Annotated in this window: 15 protein-coding genes; 5 read left to right on the top strand and 10 right to left on the bottom strand. The window is 37.4% G+C overall.

Features of this window, described 5'->3' with window-relative positions; genetic code table 11:
- Positions 1-358: 358 nt before the first annotated feature.
- The 5 genes from AC1M9P_RS11040 to AC1M9P_RS11060 form a co-directional block, all read right to left on the bottom strand.
- Positions 359-2,236 (bottom strand): 5'-nucleotidase C-terminal domain-containing protein, encoded by a 1,878-nt coding sequence (locus tag AC1M9P_RS11040; RefSeq protein WP_481587629.1) that lies wholly within the window; start codon positions 2,234-2,236, stop codon positions 359-361.
- Between the two features lie 61 nt (positions 2,237-2,297).
- On the bottom strand, positions 2,298-3,893 hold the full coding sequence (locus AC1M9P_RS11045; RefSeq protein WP_481587630.1) for a GMC oxidoreductase: 1,596 nt from the start codon (positions 3,891-3,893) through the stop codon (positions 2,298-2,300).
- Positions 3,890-4,351 carry a hypothetical protein gene (locus AC1M9P_RS11050; protein WP_481587631.1) on the bottom strand — a complete coding sequence of 154 codons (462 nt, stop codon included), beginning with the start codon at positions 4,349-4,351 and terminating at the stop codon, positions 3,890-3,892. The genes AC1M9P_RS11045 and AC1M9P_RS11050 overlap by 4 nt, the downstream gene beginning before the upstream one ends.
- A 163-nt stretch (positions 4,352-4,514) precedes the next feature.
- Positions 4,515-5,129, bottom strand: coding sequence for a YidB family protein (locus tag AC1M9P_RS11055; RefSeq protein ID WP_035269150.1), 615 nt, complete (start codon positions 5,127-5,129; stop codon positions 4,515-4,517).
- Between the two features lie 101 nt (positions 5,130-5,230).
- On the bottom strand, positions 5,231-5,698 hold the full coding sequence (locus AC1M9P_RS11060; RefSeq protein WP_092767830.1) for a DUF6231 family protein: 468 nt from the start codon (positions 5,696-5,698) through the stop codon (positions 5,231-5,233).
- A gap of 31 nt (positions 5,699-5,729) precedes the next feature.
- On the opposite strand from AC1M9P_RS11060, the gene AC1M9P_RS11065 reads away from it, so the two are divergent.
- Positions 5,730-6,605 carry a DUF2797 domain-containing protein gene (locus AC1M9P_RS11065; RefSeq protein ID WP_481587632.1) on the top strand — a complete coding sequence of 292 codons (876 nt, stop codon included), beginning with the start codon at positions 5,730-5,732 and terminating at the stop codon, positions 6,603-6,605.
- Between the two features lie 38 nt (positions 6,606-6,643).
- On the opposite strand, the gene lpxB is transcribed toward AC1M9P_RS11065, so the two are convergent.
- Positions 6,644-7,813: a lipid-A-disaccharide synthase gene (lpxB, locus tag AC1M9P_RS11070; RefSeq protein ID WP_035269182.1), complete on the bottom strand. Its 1,170-nt coding sequence runs from the start codon at positions 7,811-7,813 to the stop codon at positions 6,644-6,646.
- A gap of 186 nt (positions 7,814-7,999) precedes the next feature.
- On the opposite strand from lpxB, the gene AC1M9P_RS11075 reads away from it, so the two are divergent.
- The 3 genes from AC1M9P_RS11075 to AC1M9P_RS11085 all read left to right on the top strand — a co-directional run bounded on the left by AC1M9P_RS11075 (position 8,000) and on the right by AC1M9P_RS11085 (position 10,802).
- Positions 8,000-8,875 carry a sulfite exporter TauE/SafE family protein gene (locus tag AC1M9P_RS11075; protein ID WP_481587633.1) on the top strand — a complete coding sequence of 292 codons (876 nt, stop codon included), beginning with the start codon at positions 8,000-8,002 and terminating at the stop codon, positions 8,873-8,875.
- Between the two features lie 262 nt (positions 8,876-9,137).
- Positions 9,138-10,229 carry a 3-deoxy-7-phosphoheptulonate synthase gene (locus AC1M9P_RS11080; protein WP_051586615.1) on the top strand — a complete coding sequence of 364 codons (1,092 nt, stop codon included), beginning with the start codon at positions 9,138-9,140 and terminating at the stop codon, positions 10,227-10,229.
- Positions 10,230-10,277: 48 nt separating this feature from the next.
- Positions 10,278-10,802 (top strand): protein-tyrosine phosphatase family protein, encoded by a 525-nt coding sequence (locus AC1M9P_RS11085; RefSeq protein WP_180000437.1) that lies wholly within the window; start codon positions 10,278-10,280, stop codon positions 10,800-10,802.
- A 10-nt stretch (positions 10,803-10,812) separates the two neighbouring features.
- Here AC1M9P_RS11085 and ispF read toward each other — a convergent pair whose 3' ends face one another.
- Complete coding sequence (gene ispF / locus AC1M9P_RS11090; protein ID WP_035269158.1) at positions 10,813-11,298, bottom strand: 2-C-methyl-D-erythritol 2,4-cyclodiphosphate synthase; 486 nt, start codon at positions 11,296-11,298, stop codon at positions 10,813-10,815.
- A gap of 98 nt (positions 11,299-11,396) precedes the next feature.
- Between ispF and AC1M9P_RS11095 the strand changes: the two genes are divergently transcribed.
- Positions 11,397-12,050 (top strand): A1S_1983 family putative colistin resistance protein, encoded by a 654-nt coding sequence (locus tag AC1M9P_RS11095; RefSeq protein WP_035269186.1) that lies wholly within the window; start codon positions 11,397-11,399, stop codon positions 12,048-12,050.
- Positions 12,051-12,073: 23 nt separating this feature from the next.
- On the opposite strand, the gene AC1M9P_RS11100 is transcribed toward AC1M9P_RS11095, so the two are convergent.
- From AC1M9P_RS11100 to AC1M9P_RS11110, 3 genes are all read right to left on the bottom strand, one after another.
- Positions 12,074-12,922, bottom strand: a complete 849-nt coding sequence (locus AC1M9P_RS11100) for an EamA family transporter (protein ID WP_481587634.1) — start codon at positions 12,920-12,922, stop codon at positions 12,074-12,076.
- 78 nt (positions 12,923-13,000) lie between these two features.
- A complete protein-coding gene (gene fba / locus AC1M9P_RS11105; protein WP_035269168.1) occupies positions 13,001-14,038 on the bottom strand; it encodes a class II fructose-bisphosphate aldolase in 1,038 nt (345 codons plus the stop codon).
- 132 nt (positions 14,039-14,170) lie between these two features.
- Positions 14,171-14,419: a hypothetical protein gene (locus AC1M9P_RS11110; RefSeq protein ID WP_481587635.1), complete on the bottom strand. Its 249-nt coding sequence runs from the start codon at positions 14,417-14,419 to the stop codon at positions 14,171-14,173.
- Between the last annotated feature and the right edge of the window lie 98 nt (positions 14,420-14,517).

The following is a 14,517-nucleotide window of genomic DNA, read 5'->3' on the forward strand; positions in this document are numbered from 1 at the left end:
AATTTCTACCAATTATCAATGATAATATATATCGATCAATCAACCAGTAAAAATCCACACAAGTTGTTCTTCATAATCTCTTAATGATCTTTCTAACATCTCGTCAATGATAGAAGCTGGACTCGAAACACTTAACAACTCAGCAATCTGCTTCGTTCGTTTCCGTATATCTCGTCGGTATGGGGTGCATTCTATAGATTTTTTCCTACCTTGCAACCCCTTATTTCAACAAAAACTCATGCGTGTTTATTTTTTAAGCAAATTTATGTTTTTTACACTAAAAAATACACAAAAACGATTAATTAAATTAAAAAACCCCAATTAAATTGGGGATTTTCAGATCAAAAAGCTCTAAATCTTATTCTATGTATTTTTGAGTACTATAATATGAAGTAGGTAATTTTCGAATTGTTTTCATTTCTTGATGACCATCTATGGAATTTAAGTAATTTAAGAATGCTTCTGCATAGTCCAATCCAACTTCTATTCGACGCTCACCTGTAATTTTTTTCAATGTATGATAGTAATCAGCCCCATCAGCTAAAAAATTGATGGTCACAATTTTATATGACTGATTTAAATCTAATGGTATGAGCTGGTCAGCTCCATTTCTGACTTGAATATTTGTAATACGCTTTCCATTAGGCTGCGTCATATCAACTTGCCAAGTTAATCCAGCGGTATACGGATAACTTCCAGTATTTTTTTGTTCAATCACGCCTGAAATGGCATCTTCAAGCGTATCTTTAATTTCTTGACCACTCATATTTAATTGAACGAGCGTATTTTTGAAAGGTAAGACTTGGTAGATATCCGCTACCGTGATATTTCCTTTCGCCAAATCAACTCTTACTCCACCTGCATTTTGAAATGAAATATCAGCATTAAAATATTCTTTGCCTTGTTTAAGAAATGCTTCGGCAACCATTTGTTGAATATCACCACCATGGGCATCGACATGCGCATTTAAATTACACACATTACCTAAAGATGATCGTGAACGATCAAATTGCGTTCCTGGCACGCGTCTCGAACATAAATTATCTACTGCCTGCCCAACAACTTTGGCTGCAAATAATTTTTTAGATTGCTTATAGGGCTCTAAGACACTCAAAATATTTTGATCTTCTTTAACAATAGAAAAAGGAGCTTGTTCTTTTTCGAATTGATGTTCTATATATTTTTTTTCTTGATCACTGACTCTTTCATTATTTTGCTTACGTTTAAAATCATCGCCAATTAACACATGCGGTGTACCCACACAACTTTGAACCGCACCATCTGCATTAAATTTTACGTTAAGCTCACCAACCACATAATTGTATTGCCATGCTTGAGCAATACAAACAGATTCGCCATTTTTATTTTTCAGTTGTAATGGGTAGGCAGCGACAGGAGACATACCATACTTTTCTAATATATGAGGTCCAAACAATGTGTGGGAGTCGCCTCCAATAATCACATCCACATCCGTAAGTTCTTGTGCTAATTTTTGATCTAGTTCATAGCCTACATGTGTTTGTAAAATAATTTTTTTAATTCCCTGTTTTTTGAGTTGATTAATCTCATTTTGAGCTACTGTAATTTCATCTTGGAATAATGTGTCTTGATTTGGTTGAGAGGAGTTTTTAGTTTTTGATGCAATGGTGAGTCCCACAACCCCATATTTTTCCCCATCCCGCTCAAGAACAATAGAATTTTGAATCCGATCTGTCTGATATAAAGGTGAACTCACCCCAAATTCAACATTTGCAGAAAGAATCTCAGTTCGCTCTTTACAGTGTCCTTCGTCTAAAAAACCAATAAAATCTTTTAAGCCTTGATCTTTTGCATCAAATTCATGGTTTCCCAAGGTAAAAGTATCAAAGCACACTGTATTCATCATTTCAGCATCAGCTTTTCCATTTGACAGGTTGTAATACAAATCTCCTGTTATCGCATCGCCAGCATGCATTTTCACCACATTCGGATGATTTTCTGCTATTAGATTCATAAATGTTGCTACACGAGAAAATCCACCACGCGAAACGACTAGTTTTTCTTCACCATGACCTAAATCAAAATTAAAGCTAAGCTCTTCACCATCTAAATGGGAGTGATGGTCATTAATATGAAGAATTTTTAATTCTGAGGGTTGTGTAATATTAGGAATAGGTTTTTGGTCATCTCCACCACAACTACTTAGCAATAACGATGTCGTTAATAGAAGACCTGTTATTTTTATCTTGTTCTTCATTTGAATACTCCTTTTTTAAACCAAGAGTATTCAACGAAGATATGACATTATGATGGTGGATTTATGACACTTTATCGAAATGACTAATTTTATATTTTTCTGCAAATCGCTCAGCTAATGCCGTAATGGTCAAACTCGGATTAACACCAACATTCACAGGAATCGCACTTCCATCAACCACATATAAGCCTTGATAGCCAAAAACCTGATGATTAGAGTCAATCACACCTTTGGAGGAATCTTCAGCCATAACTGCACCACCCAATATATGAGCTGTAACAGATAAGTGCCCCATACTTTCCAACATATTATTCTGTGCTTGACCACCACTTACTTCAGCAAATTTTTCCGCAGCTTCATTTGCTAACGGTATAAAAGACGGCGCTCTTTCTCCAACTGAAACCTGCGTTTTCAAAAAACGCCTAAAACCTCTGAGTGCAGTACGTCCATATACAAATCTTAGTTGATTGTCTGCCTGTTGCATGACGGTTAATACAGTGACACGTTTATGCCAGTTTTTAGAACGCCATGATCGAGTTGAAACAAAGGGGTGCAGAAAAAAATGCTTTAAAACATGGAGTGCACGTTTTAGAGGTTGATCGCCATTGACCAGTGGTCCCATATAAAACTTTATAAACTCATAACTTGCTGGAAATCGATTCTGAGTAATATGTGTTTTGTCATCTGCATGAAAATGACTGGAAATGGTCGTCCCTCTCGTTAAATCCATTGTTTTATCATTATTAGAGATTGCAACAATCGCCTCACTATTGGTTCGAATATACTCACCTAACTGACCAGAAATATTCGGTAGGGTTTTATACACATCTCTTGAAGCAAACAGAATTTCAACGGTTCCTATAACACCTGCGGATATAATGACCTGTTTCGCAGAGTAATCTTGTTTTTCTTTGGAGTTAAATGACTGATATGTATGAATGATATATTTTCCATCAACATGTGAAAGATGAGTCACTTTGGTTTCTGGAATAATCTCAACTCCATTTTTCTCTGCAAGATATAAATAGTTTTTATCCAAACTATTCTTCGCGCCCTGTGCACACCCCGTTATACAATTTCCGCACTGATTACAGCCTATTCGTTCGGGACCTTGACCATTCAAAAGCGGATCACTCACCGATTGATGAGGATCACCAAAGTAAATTCCCTGTGGGACGGTGTCGAAACTATCTCCAGAACCCATTTTTTCTGCTGTTTGTTTTAACCACTCATCTTGCTGACCTTTATATGGATTTAAACTTACACCTAGCATGGACTGAGCCATCTGATAGTGCGGTTGTAATTCCCTCTCCCAGTCTTCTGACAAATGACTCCAAGTTGGATCACGATAAAACTTTTGACCTGGTTTTAACAACACAGCAGCATAAACAACACTGCCACCACCAACGGCAACCCCTCGAACCACACCCATATGTTGGAATACGTCTTGTGCAAGAAAACCCTTCATCCCTAACGTCGGTGCCCAATTTAAGTATTTAGAACTCCGACTTGCACGATGTAAATCATCTTCAGTGAGCCTTCTTCCCTGCTCTAGCACAGCTACTTTTAATCCAAGCTCAGACAATCTTAGCGCAGATACACTTCCACCAAAGCCTGAACCTACAATAATGACATCATATTCAAATTTTGATTTCATACATCACGACTTAGAATAAATGGAAATGAAAAATGCTTTAAAAAAGGAAGATTAATGATAGTCATACACAACATCGTATGTTCATCAAGCTGTCTTAACTCATCAACCACCCAACGCCATGGAATTGGTGCTGTCTCCCCATAATGCAGGGCGATCGTTTGTTTTCCATCAATCAAAGACGCTTCTTCTACACACTCCATTTGAAGCTTTTCACTTTTCTGCCCGTGATTGATTAAAATATTAGTGACTAAATTTTGATTGATGAATTTTTTCCCAAACCATCCCCCCAATCCACTTAAAAATAAACTCGGTGCTGCAGACACTCTTAACCACCAAGGACCAATAAACTGAGCCTTATATTCTCCTTGTCTCATGGAAAGTGGCGCGGATGAAAGTTGTTGATAGGTTGCCTTAATCGAGGACAACGAAGCAGTGATTAAATGCTCCTTACGGATCATGAATTTCTCCCTCAATGATTTTTGTTTTATTCAGCATGTCCTATGCTTCTTTCTAAAATATATCAATCGTTTAAATTTTATTCCACACACATACTTTGATCGATTTCATAAAAAAAGCCGAATGTATGTCACATCCGGCTTTTCAACTTAAATTAATTTCACTTTATTTCTTTAAAAATCCTGATACAAGATTCAACACATTTTGTATATCTGAATTCGCTTCTTGCGGATCGGTCTTGTTTGCTTGAGGTGTAAGCGAATCAATAATTTGTGGTAAAACTGAAGAAATCGCACTGTATACATCCTGTTTAGGAACTTGCGCTTCTTGTGCAACTTGCTCGACATCTTGCTGATCAAATAAATTTTGAACTTGTTGCGTACTGACATTGGCATTTTCACCAGGACCAGTTGACACCCAATCATCCACTTGACTCGTCAGACCCTGACCTTTCAGTTGATCAAGTGCACCTTGCAAACCGCCATTTTTTTGAATCCAATTGAGAATTAAAGGAACTACTGCGATTAATAAGGTTTGAGCGTTTAGACCTGATGATTTGCCTACACCACCAGATTGACTACCCGATAAACCACCAAGTACAGATCCTAAAATCCCTCCCAATCCACCTTGTTGTTGGTTTTGATTGGTCTGATTATTTTGTCCCGTTAAACTTCCGAGTACCGAACCAAGTACACCACCCAATCCCGATTGATTAGATTGTTGATTACCGCCTAAAGCCTGTTTCGCTAAAATTTCAACGATATTACTTAAATTTGTCATCAAGACACCTTTGCATTCTTATTTTCATTAATCAGCATATCGTTAAAAACATGGCTTTGTACCTTGAAATTGTTGTGTTTTGATAAACTCAAAGTTTGCCATTACCATCGAAACTTATTCCAATTTTCTGGATTAGCCCAAAACTTAGAATTAAACCAATCTGGCACATGCTTATAATTCAAAATATTGAATTGCCATAAGGCGAAATCTTGCTCTGTATTTTTTTGCTCAATGAGTTGCGTGAATCCCAGACTTCTTAACAATTGCTCATCTGCAATATGACTCAACACGACGATTCTTTTTGCCATTAAATCACGCAGTTTTACCAACATTTGTGATTTATGATGGGTTGATAGTGTATCCATCTGTTCATTATTTAAAATCACAACACCTAGATCATAGCGTTGCTGAAAAGGAAGCATTAAAAATTCAGTTACGTTAAAATGATTCCATTGGATTGTTTGAGCATAGTCTTGGCTGAGATCCTGACCAAGACATACGGCAGTTTGAATTGGCTGTTCTTTAGATAAATCGTCTAGCATTGACGTGATGACATTTTTCTCAGCCATGAGCTGCACCTTATTTGAGTGAGATTAAAGCATGGAATTACAGGGCATTTGTCATAAAATGCACGCTGGTTTAACCAACCTAAGTGTAACTGAACAACAAACACAACAGGCAAATGTTGAATATAAATTTATTTTAGATCGTTCAGAAATCAATCTCCCGTTCAACTTAGGTCAAGAAATTGAAATTGAATGGACCGGCAAAATTTACTGTGTTTCCTGTGGGAATAAAACACCAAAATCATACTCCCAAGGTCACTGCTTTAAATGCATGAAAACGAAAGCAGCCTGTGATATGTGTATTATGAAGCCAGAAACATGCCATTACCATTTAGGGACTTGTCGTGAAGAAAGCTTTGCTCAAGAAGTATGCTTTCAACCCCATATTGTCTATCTTGCCAATTCAAGTGCATTAAAGGTTGGCATTACCCGTTTAGGTCAAATGCCAACACGTTGGCTGGATCAAGGGGCTACCCAAGCTTTACCTATTATGAAAGTGGGCTCTCGTCGGCTATCAGGACAACTTGAAGTCATGTTTGGTGCGCAAGTCGCTGATAAAACAGACTGGAGAAAATTGCTGAAAGGTGAAGCGGAAAAGGTAAATTTGTTAGAGATCAGAGATGAATTACTCACGGAGTTTGAACCTCAAATTGAAACGATTCGAGATGAGTTCAGCATGAGCCTAGATTTCAATGAAAATGTAGAAATTTTAGAAAACGAACTTCCTCGTGAATTCATTTATCCTGTCGATCAATATCCTGAAAAAATTAAATCGCATAACTTAGACAAAACACCAGTCATACGTGGAAAACTGCACGGTATCAAAGGACAATATCTGATTATGGACACAGGGGTAATCAATATACGCAAATATACGGGTTATGAATTAAAAATTCGTGCCGACTCATAATGCAAAATCAAAAAAAAGCCTCATACTGAGGCTTTTTTTTAAAGGATAGATAGAATTGCGTGCACTGGATCTTCATTTTGATCCGACAATAGTTGCTTGTGCATCGTCAACAATTGCATAGATTGTATTTTTGAGTTTTCGATATTCATCAACAACTCAATCTCATGTGCTAAGTTTTCTGGAGTTGCATCATTCTGGATTAACTCCTGAATTACTTTTTTACCTGCAATAATATTAGGTAAAGAATAATAAGGAATCTTCACTAAAAGTTTCGCAATCCAGTAGGTCAAACTGTTTAATTTATAAAAAGTCACCATAGGACGATGCAATAACATCGCCTCAAGTGTTGCAGTACCCGATGCCAACGCCACTATATCACTAGCATCCATGACCATCCGACCTATTTTAGATTCCGCGTCAATATTTTCCATTAACTTAATATTATGTTTAAGCGTATCTGGATAGCCTATTAGGATCTGCTCAATTTGTTGTTTACGAGCATCATTGATGGCTGGAATTAAAAATTGATACTCGGGATATTTTTCATGGACAATCTTCGCTGCATCTAATACAAGCGGCCCTAACTTATCAATTTCACCACGACGACTTCCAGGCAGTAACGCGATATGTTTTTGTGCAGGATTTAAACCAAGCGCCTGCTTTGCATCGAGTATAGGATTTTCCAACGGTAGTTGATTAGCGAGAGGATGTCCAACGAATACCGCTGGCACATTAAATCGATCATAAAAAGTTTTTTCGAATGGGAATAGACAAAGTACCAAGTCAATTGTGGCTTTAATCCCATGAACACGACCTTGACGCCATGCCCAAACTGAAGGACTCACATATTGAACAGTCTTAATTGGCAACGATTTTTGCTTTATTTTTTTTGCTAAGCGTAAGTTAAAATCTGGTGCATCTATCCCTATAAAAATATCAACAGGTTGTTTAGTCCATTGATCAACCAAGCCATCTCGAACCGCAAAAAGTTTTTTAATATCTTTTAATACTTCAACAATTCCCATCACCGATAGAATATCCATCGCATAATAGCTTTTAAAACCCTCTGCAATCATTTGAGGACCGCCAATTCCTTCAAATTCAGCATCAATTCCCTGCTCTCGAAAACGACGTATTAATTTGGCGCCTAAGGTATCACCTGAAACTTCACCAACCACAATGCCAATTTTGAGTTTTCGATTTTGCAAATGAATATCCTCTTTCATGCTCTACAAGTATCTTAACATAAGCATCTCATAACAGATTGAGTTCTTGAAATATCTTAACTTAGTAATGCTTTATCTTATTTTTGAATAAGTAAATGAATAATCAAGACAACAGCTTATATTCAAAAATCATAAGATATGCCGGTTTTCTGATAAGTAGCATAAACGATGTACGGTTCTATTGAATATATTTTAGCAGGTGTTTTAGTTGGATTCTGTGTAGGGGTTACTGGCGTAGGTGGCGGCTCACTTATGACTCCTATCTTAATTGGTTTATTTAAAATTGAACCACATATTGCGATTGGTACAGATCTACTTTATGCCGCGATTTCTAAGTTTTGCGGCTCTTTTGTACATGCAAAAAAACTTAATATTGTTTGGCCTATCGTCATTTGGCTCGCGATCGGAAGTATTCCAGCCTCTTTAGCCACAACTTGGGTTTTAGACAACTATTTGAGTCAATCCACACATTACAAAGCCATTCTCACGATGGTCTTAGGCTTTATGCTGACCATTACTGGTATTTCAATTGTATTCCGTACACAGGTAGAAAAATTCTTCAAAAAATTTTCCAAAGAAGTTACTGAACAGGAAGTTGAATTAACTCGAGAAAAATTAAAGCAGAAGCGTTTATATATAGCTTTAATGGGCATTGTACTGGGTATTTTTGTGACCTTATCTTCAGTTGGCGCGGGTGCATTCGGCATTATGGCGCTGATCATCATGTTCCCTAATTTACCTATGATTAGAATTATTGGTTCTGACGTTGTCCATGCAGTTTTACTGACGCTCGTTGCAGGTATGGGGCATATGAATTCAGGTAATGTGGATTTCAATTTATTAATGTGGCTTTTAGTCGGATCGATTCCTGCAATCATCGTTGGTACGTTGGTGAGCTCCCATTTACCAGAAAAAATTATTCGTAAGGTACTGGGCATCACCTTATTTGCCATTGGTGTTAACTTCATGCTTAATCCAGTCAAAGCAAAACCTGTGACCGCGCCTAAGGCAGTTATTGAAACATCAACTCAAGCTTATTCTTAATTTAATACCATGTTCAAACTATAACCTCAGTGAAGCTGTATATTTCACTGAGGTGAAATTAAATGATTTATTCAATTTAATAATTTTCAAAAATTAAATCATTCTATACAATACAAGTAGAAACTCTGATTAATACCAAAAAGACAATTTCATTACTTTTTTTTATTAAATCCATTCAACTTTTTGATAACAAATGATCTACTGAATCATGCTATATTCAATAGATTGAACATTTTCTTGTAAAAACGAACCAGTGACGGCAATGAATACTTTACAGTCAAATTCTATCACCCAAAACGACATTGATGACGTGAATGTACAAAGCATTCAGCCTCTTGTTACTCCTGCTGAATTAAAAACAGAATTACCGTTAACTGATAATGCATACCAAACAGTCCTAAAAGGTCGTGAAACTGTACGTAATATCTTAGATGGCAACGACAAACGTTTATTCGTAGTCATTGGACCGTGCTCTATTCACGATCCTGCAGCAGCTCATGATTATGCTGATCGTTTAAAAGTTTTAAGCGAAAAAGTGAAAGACACGCTTTATATCATCATGCGCGTGTATTTCGAGAAGCCTCGTACAACAGTGGGTTGGAAAGGCTTAATTAATGACCCTGACATGAATGACTCTTTCAACATTGAAAAAGGTTTACGTTTAGGTCGTAAATTATTGCTTGAACTCAATGAGAAAGGTCTGCCATGCGCAACTGAAGCGCTTGATCCAAACTCTCCACAGTACTACCAAGACTTAATTTCTTGGTCAGCAATCGGTGCACGTACAACAGAGAGCCAAACACACCGAGAGATGTCTTCAGGTTTATCATCTCCAGTTGGCTTTAAAAATGGTACGGATGGCGGTCTCACTGTTGCAACCAATGCGATGCAATCTGTAAAACATGGTCATAGTTTCCTTGGCTTAAATGACCAAGGTCAAGTTTCAGTCATTCGTACTAAAGGTAACCAATATGCCCATGTCGTGTTACGAGGTGGTAATGGCAAACCGAATTATGATGCTGGTTCTGTAGCTGAAGCTGAAAATGCATTAGCGAAAGCAAAAGTAAGCAACAAGATCATGATTGATGCGAGTCATGCCAATTCTAATAAAGACCCATACCTTCAGCCATTGGTTCTAAAAAATATCACTGAACAAATTTTAGATGGCAATAAATCGATCGTAGGTATTATGGTTGAAAGTCATTTAAAAGGTGGCCGCCAAGATATTCCTGCAAATCTTTGCGATTTAGAGTATGGTAAGTCTGTTACAGATGGATGCATCGATTGGGAAACAACTGAAAAAGTTCTGTTGGAAATGGATGCAGCTTTGAAAGACGTTCTACCACAACGTTAATCAGATAAAACGCCATCACACGATGGCGTTTTTTTATAAGGTTAAATCATGGATCAACTCGAAAAAGAACTAAGCTCAATCCCCCATTTTCAATTTGTTCATGAGCATTTGTTTAGCTCAGGTCAGCCAAACGAAGAACAACTTAAATCGATTAAAGCTTATGGTATCGATACCATCATTAATCTCGCTTTTAATGATGCTACACCGAACTTAAATCATGAAGATCGCTTGAGTGCTGAAATTGGTCTTAACTACATCCAAGTCCCTATTGATCCAGAATTTCCACATGACGATCAATGTTTATTTGTGCTCGATCTGATCGACCATCTCGTTAAAGAGAAAATGGTCTGGATACATTGCACCGAAAATCATCAATGTAGTTCATTAATCTATCTGTACCGACTACATTATATGAATATGGATTTACCTACTGCACATGAGCTATTACACCAAGTATGGGAACCCAACAACACTTGGACTGGGTTAATGCACGCGGTCGGCTTACAGTTGCAAGGACGTAAAGCTACTCAAGAACTGCAAGCCTCTTTGATGAAAGCGCAAAACTTTGAATGATCAAAATTGCTCATTGATGACTAATTAATACGGTCGCTGTAGACAGGATTCCTTCCTGACGACCAGTAAATCCTAATTTTTCAGTGGTGGTGGCTTTAATACTAATCTGATTGATATCCACATCAAGTACATCTGCAATACTTTGACGCATATCTAAATTATGTTTCGCTAATTTTGGACGCTCACAAGCCACTGTAATATCCGCATTATTCAGTTGATAACCACGATCCAATATCAACTGATAAACATGCTTTAATAAAACCTTACTGTCCGCGCCTTTGAACTGTTCATCAGTATCTGGAAAGTGCTGTCCAATATCACCGAGCGCTAAAGCACCCAAAAATGCATCACAAAGTGCATGTAAAACTACATCTCCATCAGAGTGTGCTTTCAAACCATGTGTATGCGGAATACGAATACCAGCCAATGTGACATAATCGCCTTCCTCAAAAGCATGAACATCAATACCTTGACCTATACGAATAGCTAAGCTCACATTGAACTCCTTTACACAGTTTTTGAAAATGAAATCTTGTATTCTTTGATTCTTGTTCGCTATAGTAGATGCGCAAACATTTGAAAGTATAAGCGATGATGTTGTCAAAAAGCGTATCAAGTTGGATGAAACCTTTAATTTCTATCTTTTTCATTGGATTAAGCAGTGTTTCTGTCGCACAGGCACAACTTATTCAATGTGATAAGCCGCAATCAAGTTTTAAAAATTCCATGATTTGTGCTGCTGATTTTTCATCTTTGAGAGATGAATTGAATGAACGCTTTTTAACATCCTACTTAGTTACTGATGCACCAACTCGATTAATTCAAGATACACAACAGCTTTGGCTGAATCGACTGCAGCAGTGTAAAAATAAAAATTGTGTGTCATTACAAATCAATCAACGCATTGATGATTTAAACTTTTACATGTCGATGAATCAAACGCTTACTCAGCATTACATCAAGTTTGAACAAGGTAAAATTGCAACGCAACCTGTACACCTTAAGATTCATCAATTAAGCAAGGATCGCGTCAAAATTGAAGGTATTGCTTATCGTAGCCCTAACAATCGCCTAGAAACTCAAACGATTCCGTTATTGGCTTATACGACCACTCAAAGCAAACACGAAATTATTGATAATGAGCATGATTGTCAGTACAAACTCAAATATCAAAAATCATTACTAATTGTCTCAACTGAGCAAACAGGCTGTGAGCGCTTTAGTGGAATCTATCGACTATATGATTAAACAGAATGTATGCAAATTCACAGTTAAATAGCGAATGCTAAACACAACACTCCTGTGATCGCTAACAGAATCCCCAAGCTATTTTTTAACGTTATTTTTTCTTTAAAAACTAATATACCTGCGATCACACCTAACACTACGACTAGAATATTCATGCCAGCGAATACAATTGCGGGTGAATCCTTTAACAACATATGTGCTTTCACATAAAGTGCAATATTGGCAAAATTCAATACACCTAAACTTAGTCCAGCAAGAAAATTTTGCAATGTCCATGATGTTTGACGCAGGGACAAATATCCCATGGAAATAATGAAAGCAAACACAAACATCAAGTTTAAACTGACTGCAAATTTTAATCCTAAACTTGTACTGAATTTTAACAGAACATCTACGAGTGCATAGCCAAGCCAAACTGCGAGCAAATACATTCCTGCTTTTTTTGTTTGCAATGTTGGTGTCGATGTTTTAGAAAAAATGATCAAAACAATTGCACCCAAACCCAATGCAATACCAATCGATTTCAGGGTGCTAAATTTTTCTTGGAAAAGAAAATAGGCTGCCAACAATGAAAGAACAACGGATAATCTTTGCGCGATTTCAGTTCTGATAATTCCAGCTTGATCAAGTGATTTGGAAAGCAGCAAGAATATTGAAGGTAATGCTATCCCCAACAACCCAATAAGCCACCAAGGTGTGGAGGTTAATGATATTTGATTGAGGTCTGGCTTAAACCAAAAAAAACAGAGTATCGTCGCGATGGCATAATTCCATGCAATCATTTGCATGACATCAAATCCACGAGATTTACTAAACTTCAATAAAATCGATACTAGTACGCTGCACAAAGCTGCTGAAAAAATCAGTTCCATAATTTGCTCTTGTTTTTTTATTCAAGAAAAAGCCCACAGTGATAGTGGGCTTTTTAAAATTATAAATAATTTTATTAATTATTTATAACGATCTACCATTTTCTCTAAAGAAATTGGACGAATCTTGTCAGCATGACCTGCTGTACCAAATGCAGTATAACGATCTACACAGATTTGCTTCATTGCTTCAACAGTTTGAGCAAAGAATTTACGTGGATCAAATTCACTTGGTTTTTCAGCCATCATACGACGCATAGCACCTGTTGAAGCTAAACGTAAGTCAGTGTCGATATTGATTTTACGTACACCGTGTTTAATTGCTTCAACCAACTGCTCAACAGGAACACCGTAAGTTTCTTTGATGTCACCACCGTATTGGTTAATAATCGCTAACCATTCTTGTGGAACTGAACTTGAACCATGCATTACAAGATGAGTATTTGGAAGTGCAGCGTGGATCTCTTTAATACGATCGATCGCTAAAATATCACCTGTAGGTGGACGCGTAAATTTATAAGCGCCGTGTGAAGTTCCAACCGCAATTGCTAACGCATCAACGTTAGTATCAGCGACAAATTGGGTAGCTTCTTCAACCGAAGTAAGGAGTTGTGAATGATCTAGAACGCCTTCAGCGCCCACACCATCCTCTTCACCAGCTAAACCAGTTTCAAGGCTACCTAGACAACCAATCTCACCTTCTACAGATACACCACACGCATGTGCCATTTGAACAACACGACGAGTTACATCTACGTTGTAATCATAAGTTGTTGGTGTTTTACCATCTGCACCTAATGAACCATCCATCATTACAGATGAAAAGCCCAATTGGATTGAGCGTTGGCAAACGTCAGGATCAGTACCATGGTCTTGGTGCATCACAACTGGAATGTGTGGCCATTCTTCGATTGCCGCCAAAATAAGATGGCGTAAGAATGGAGCACCAGCATATTTACGAGCACCAGCAGATGCTTGAACAATAACAGGTGAATTTGTTTCATCTGCGGCTAACATAATCGCGCGCATTTGTTCTAAGTTGTTTACGTTAAACGCTGGTACGCCGTAACTATGTTCTGCGGCGTGATCCAAGAGCTGGCGCATTGAAATAAGAGCCATAATTTCCTCCCAGGTAATGCTCCATATTCTAACCTGACCTGTGTTTCAATTCAGCAACAATTGACAGTATTTCATAAAAAATCCCTGCAATTGCAGGGAGATTTTCAATTTAATACTTATTGAAGTAGAAAATCACTCCGCCGTTGCTTGATCAGCAGGTGCATTTGCAACTTCTTCAGGAACATCAGTATTATTTTCATCTTGTAATGGCTGATCAATAGCATCGATAGCCGCTTGTTGTTCAGCACTAATATCTGATGCTTCAACAGCAACTTCTGATGTTGATGTTTGATCTGCAGCTGGTGCACTTTCTTGTTTAGAACAAGCCGTCATTGCAAGAGTAGCAGCCAATAGCGCAAATACGCCTAATTGTAATTTCATGATGTTATTCCGCATGATAAATCAGATTATGATCATAATATTTCAAAATTATTTCATTTTCATGACGAAAATTAGTCATAAAAAAAGACCTTCTTAGA

Source organism: Acinetobacter sp. 25-47-122 (genome assembly GCF_056779695.1).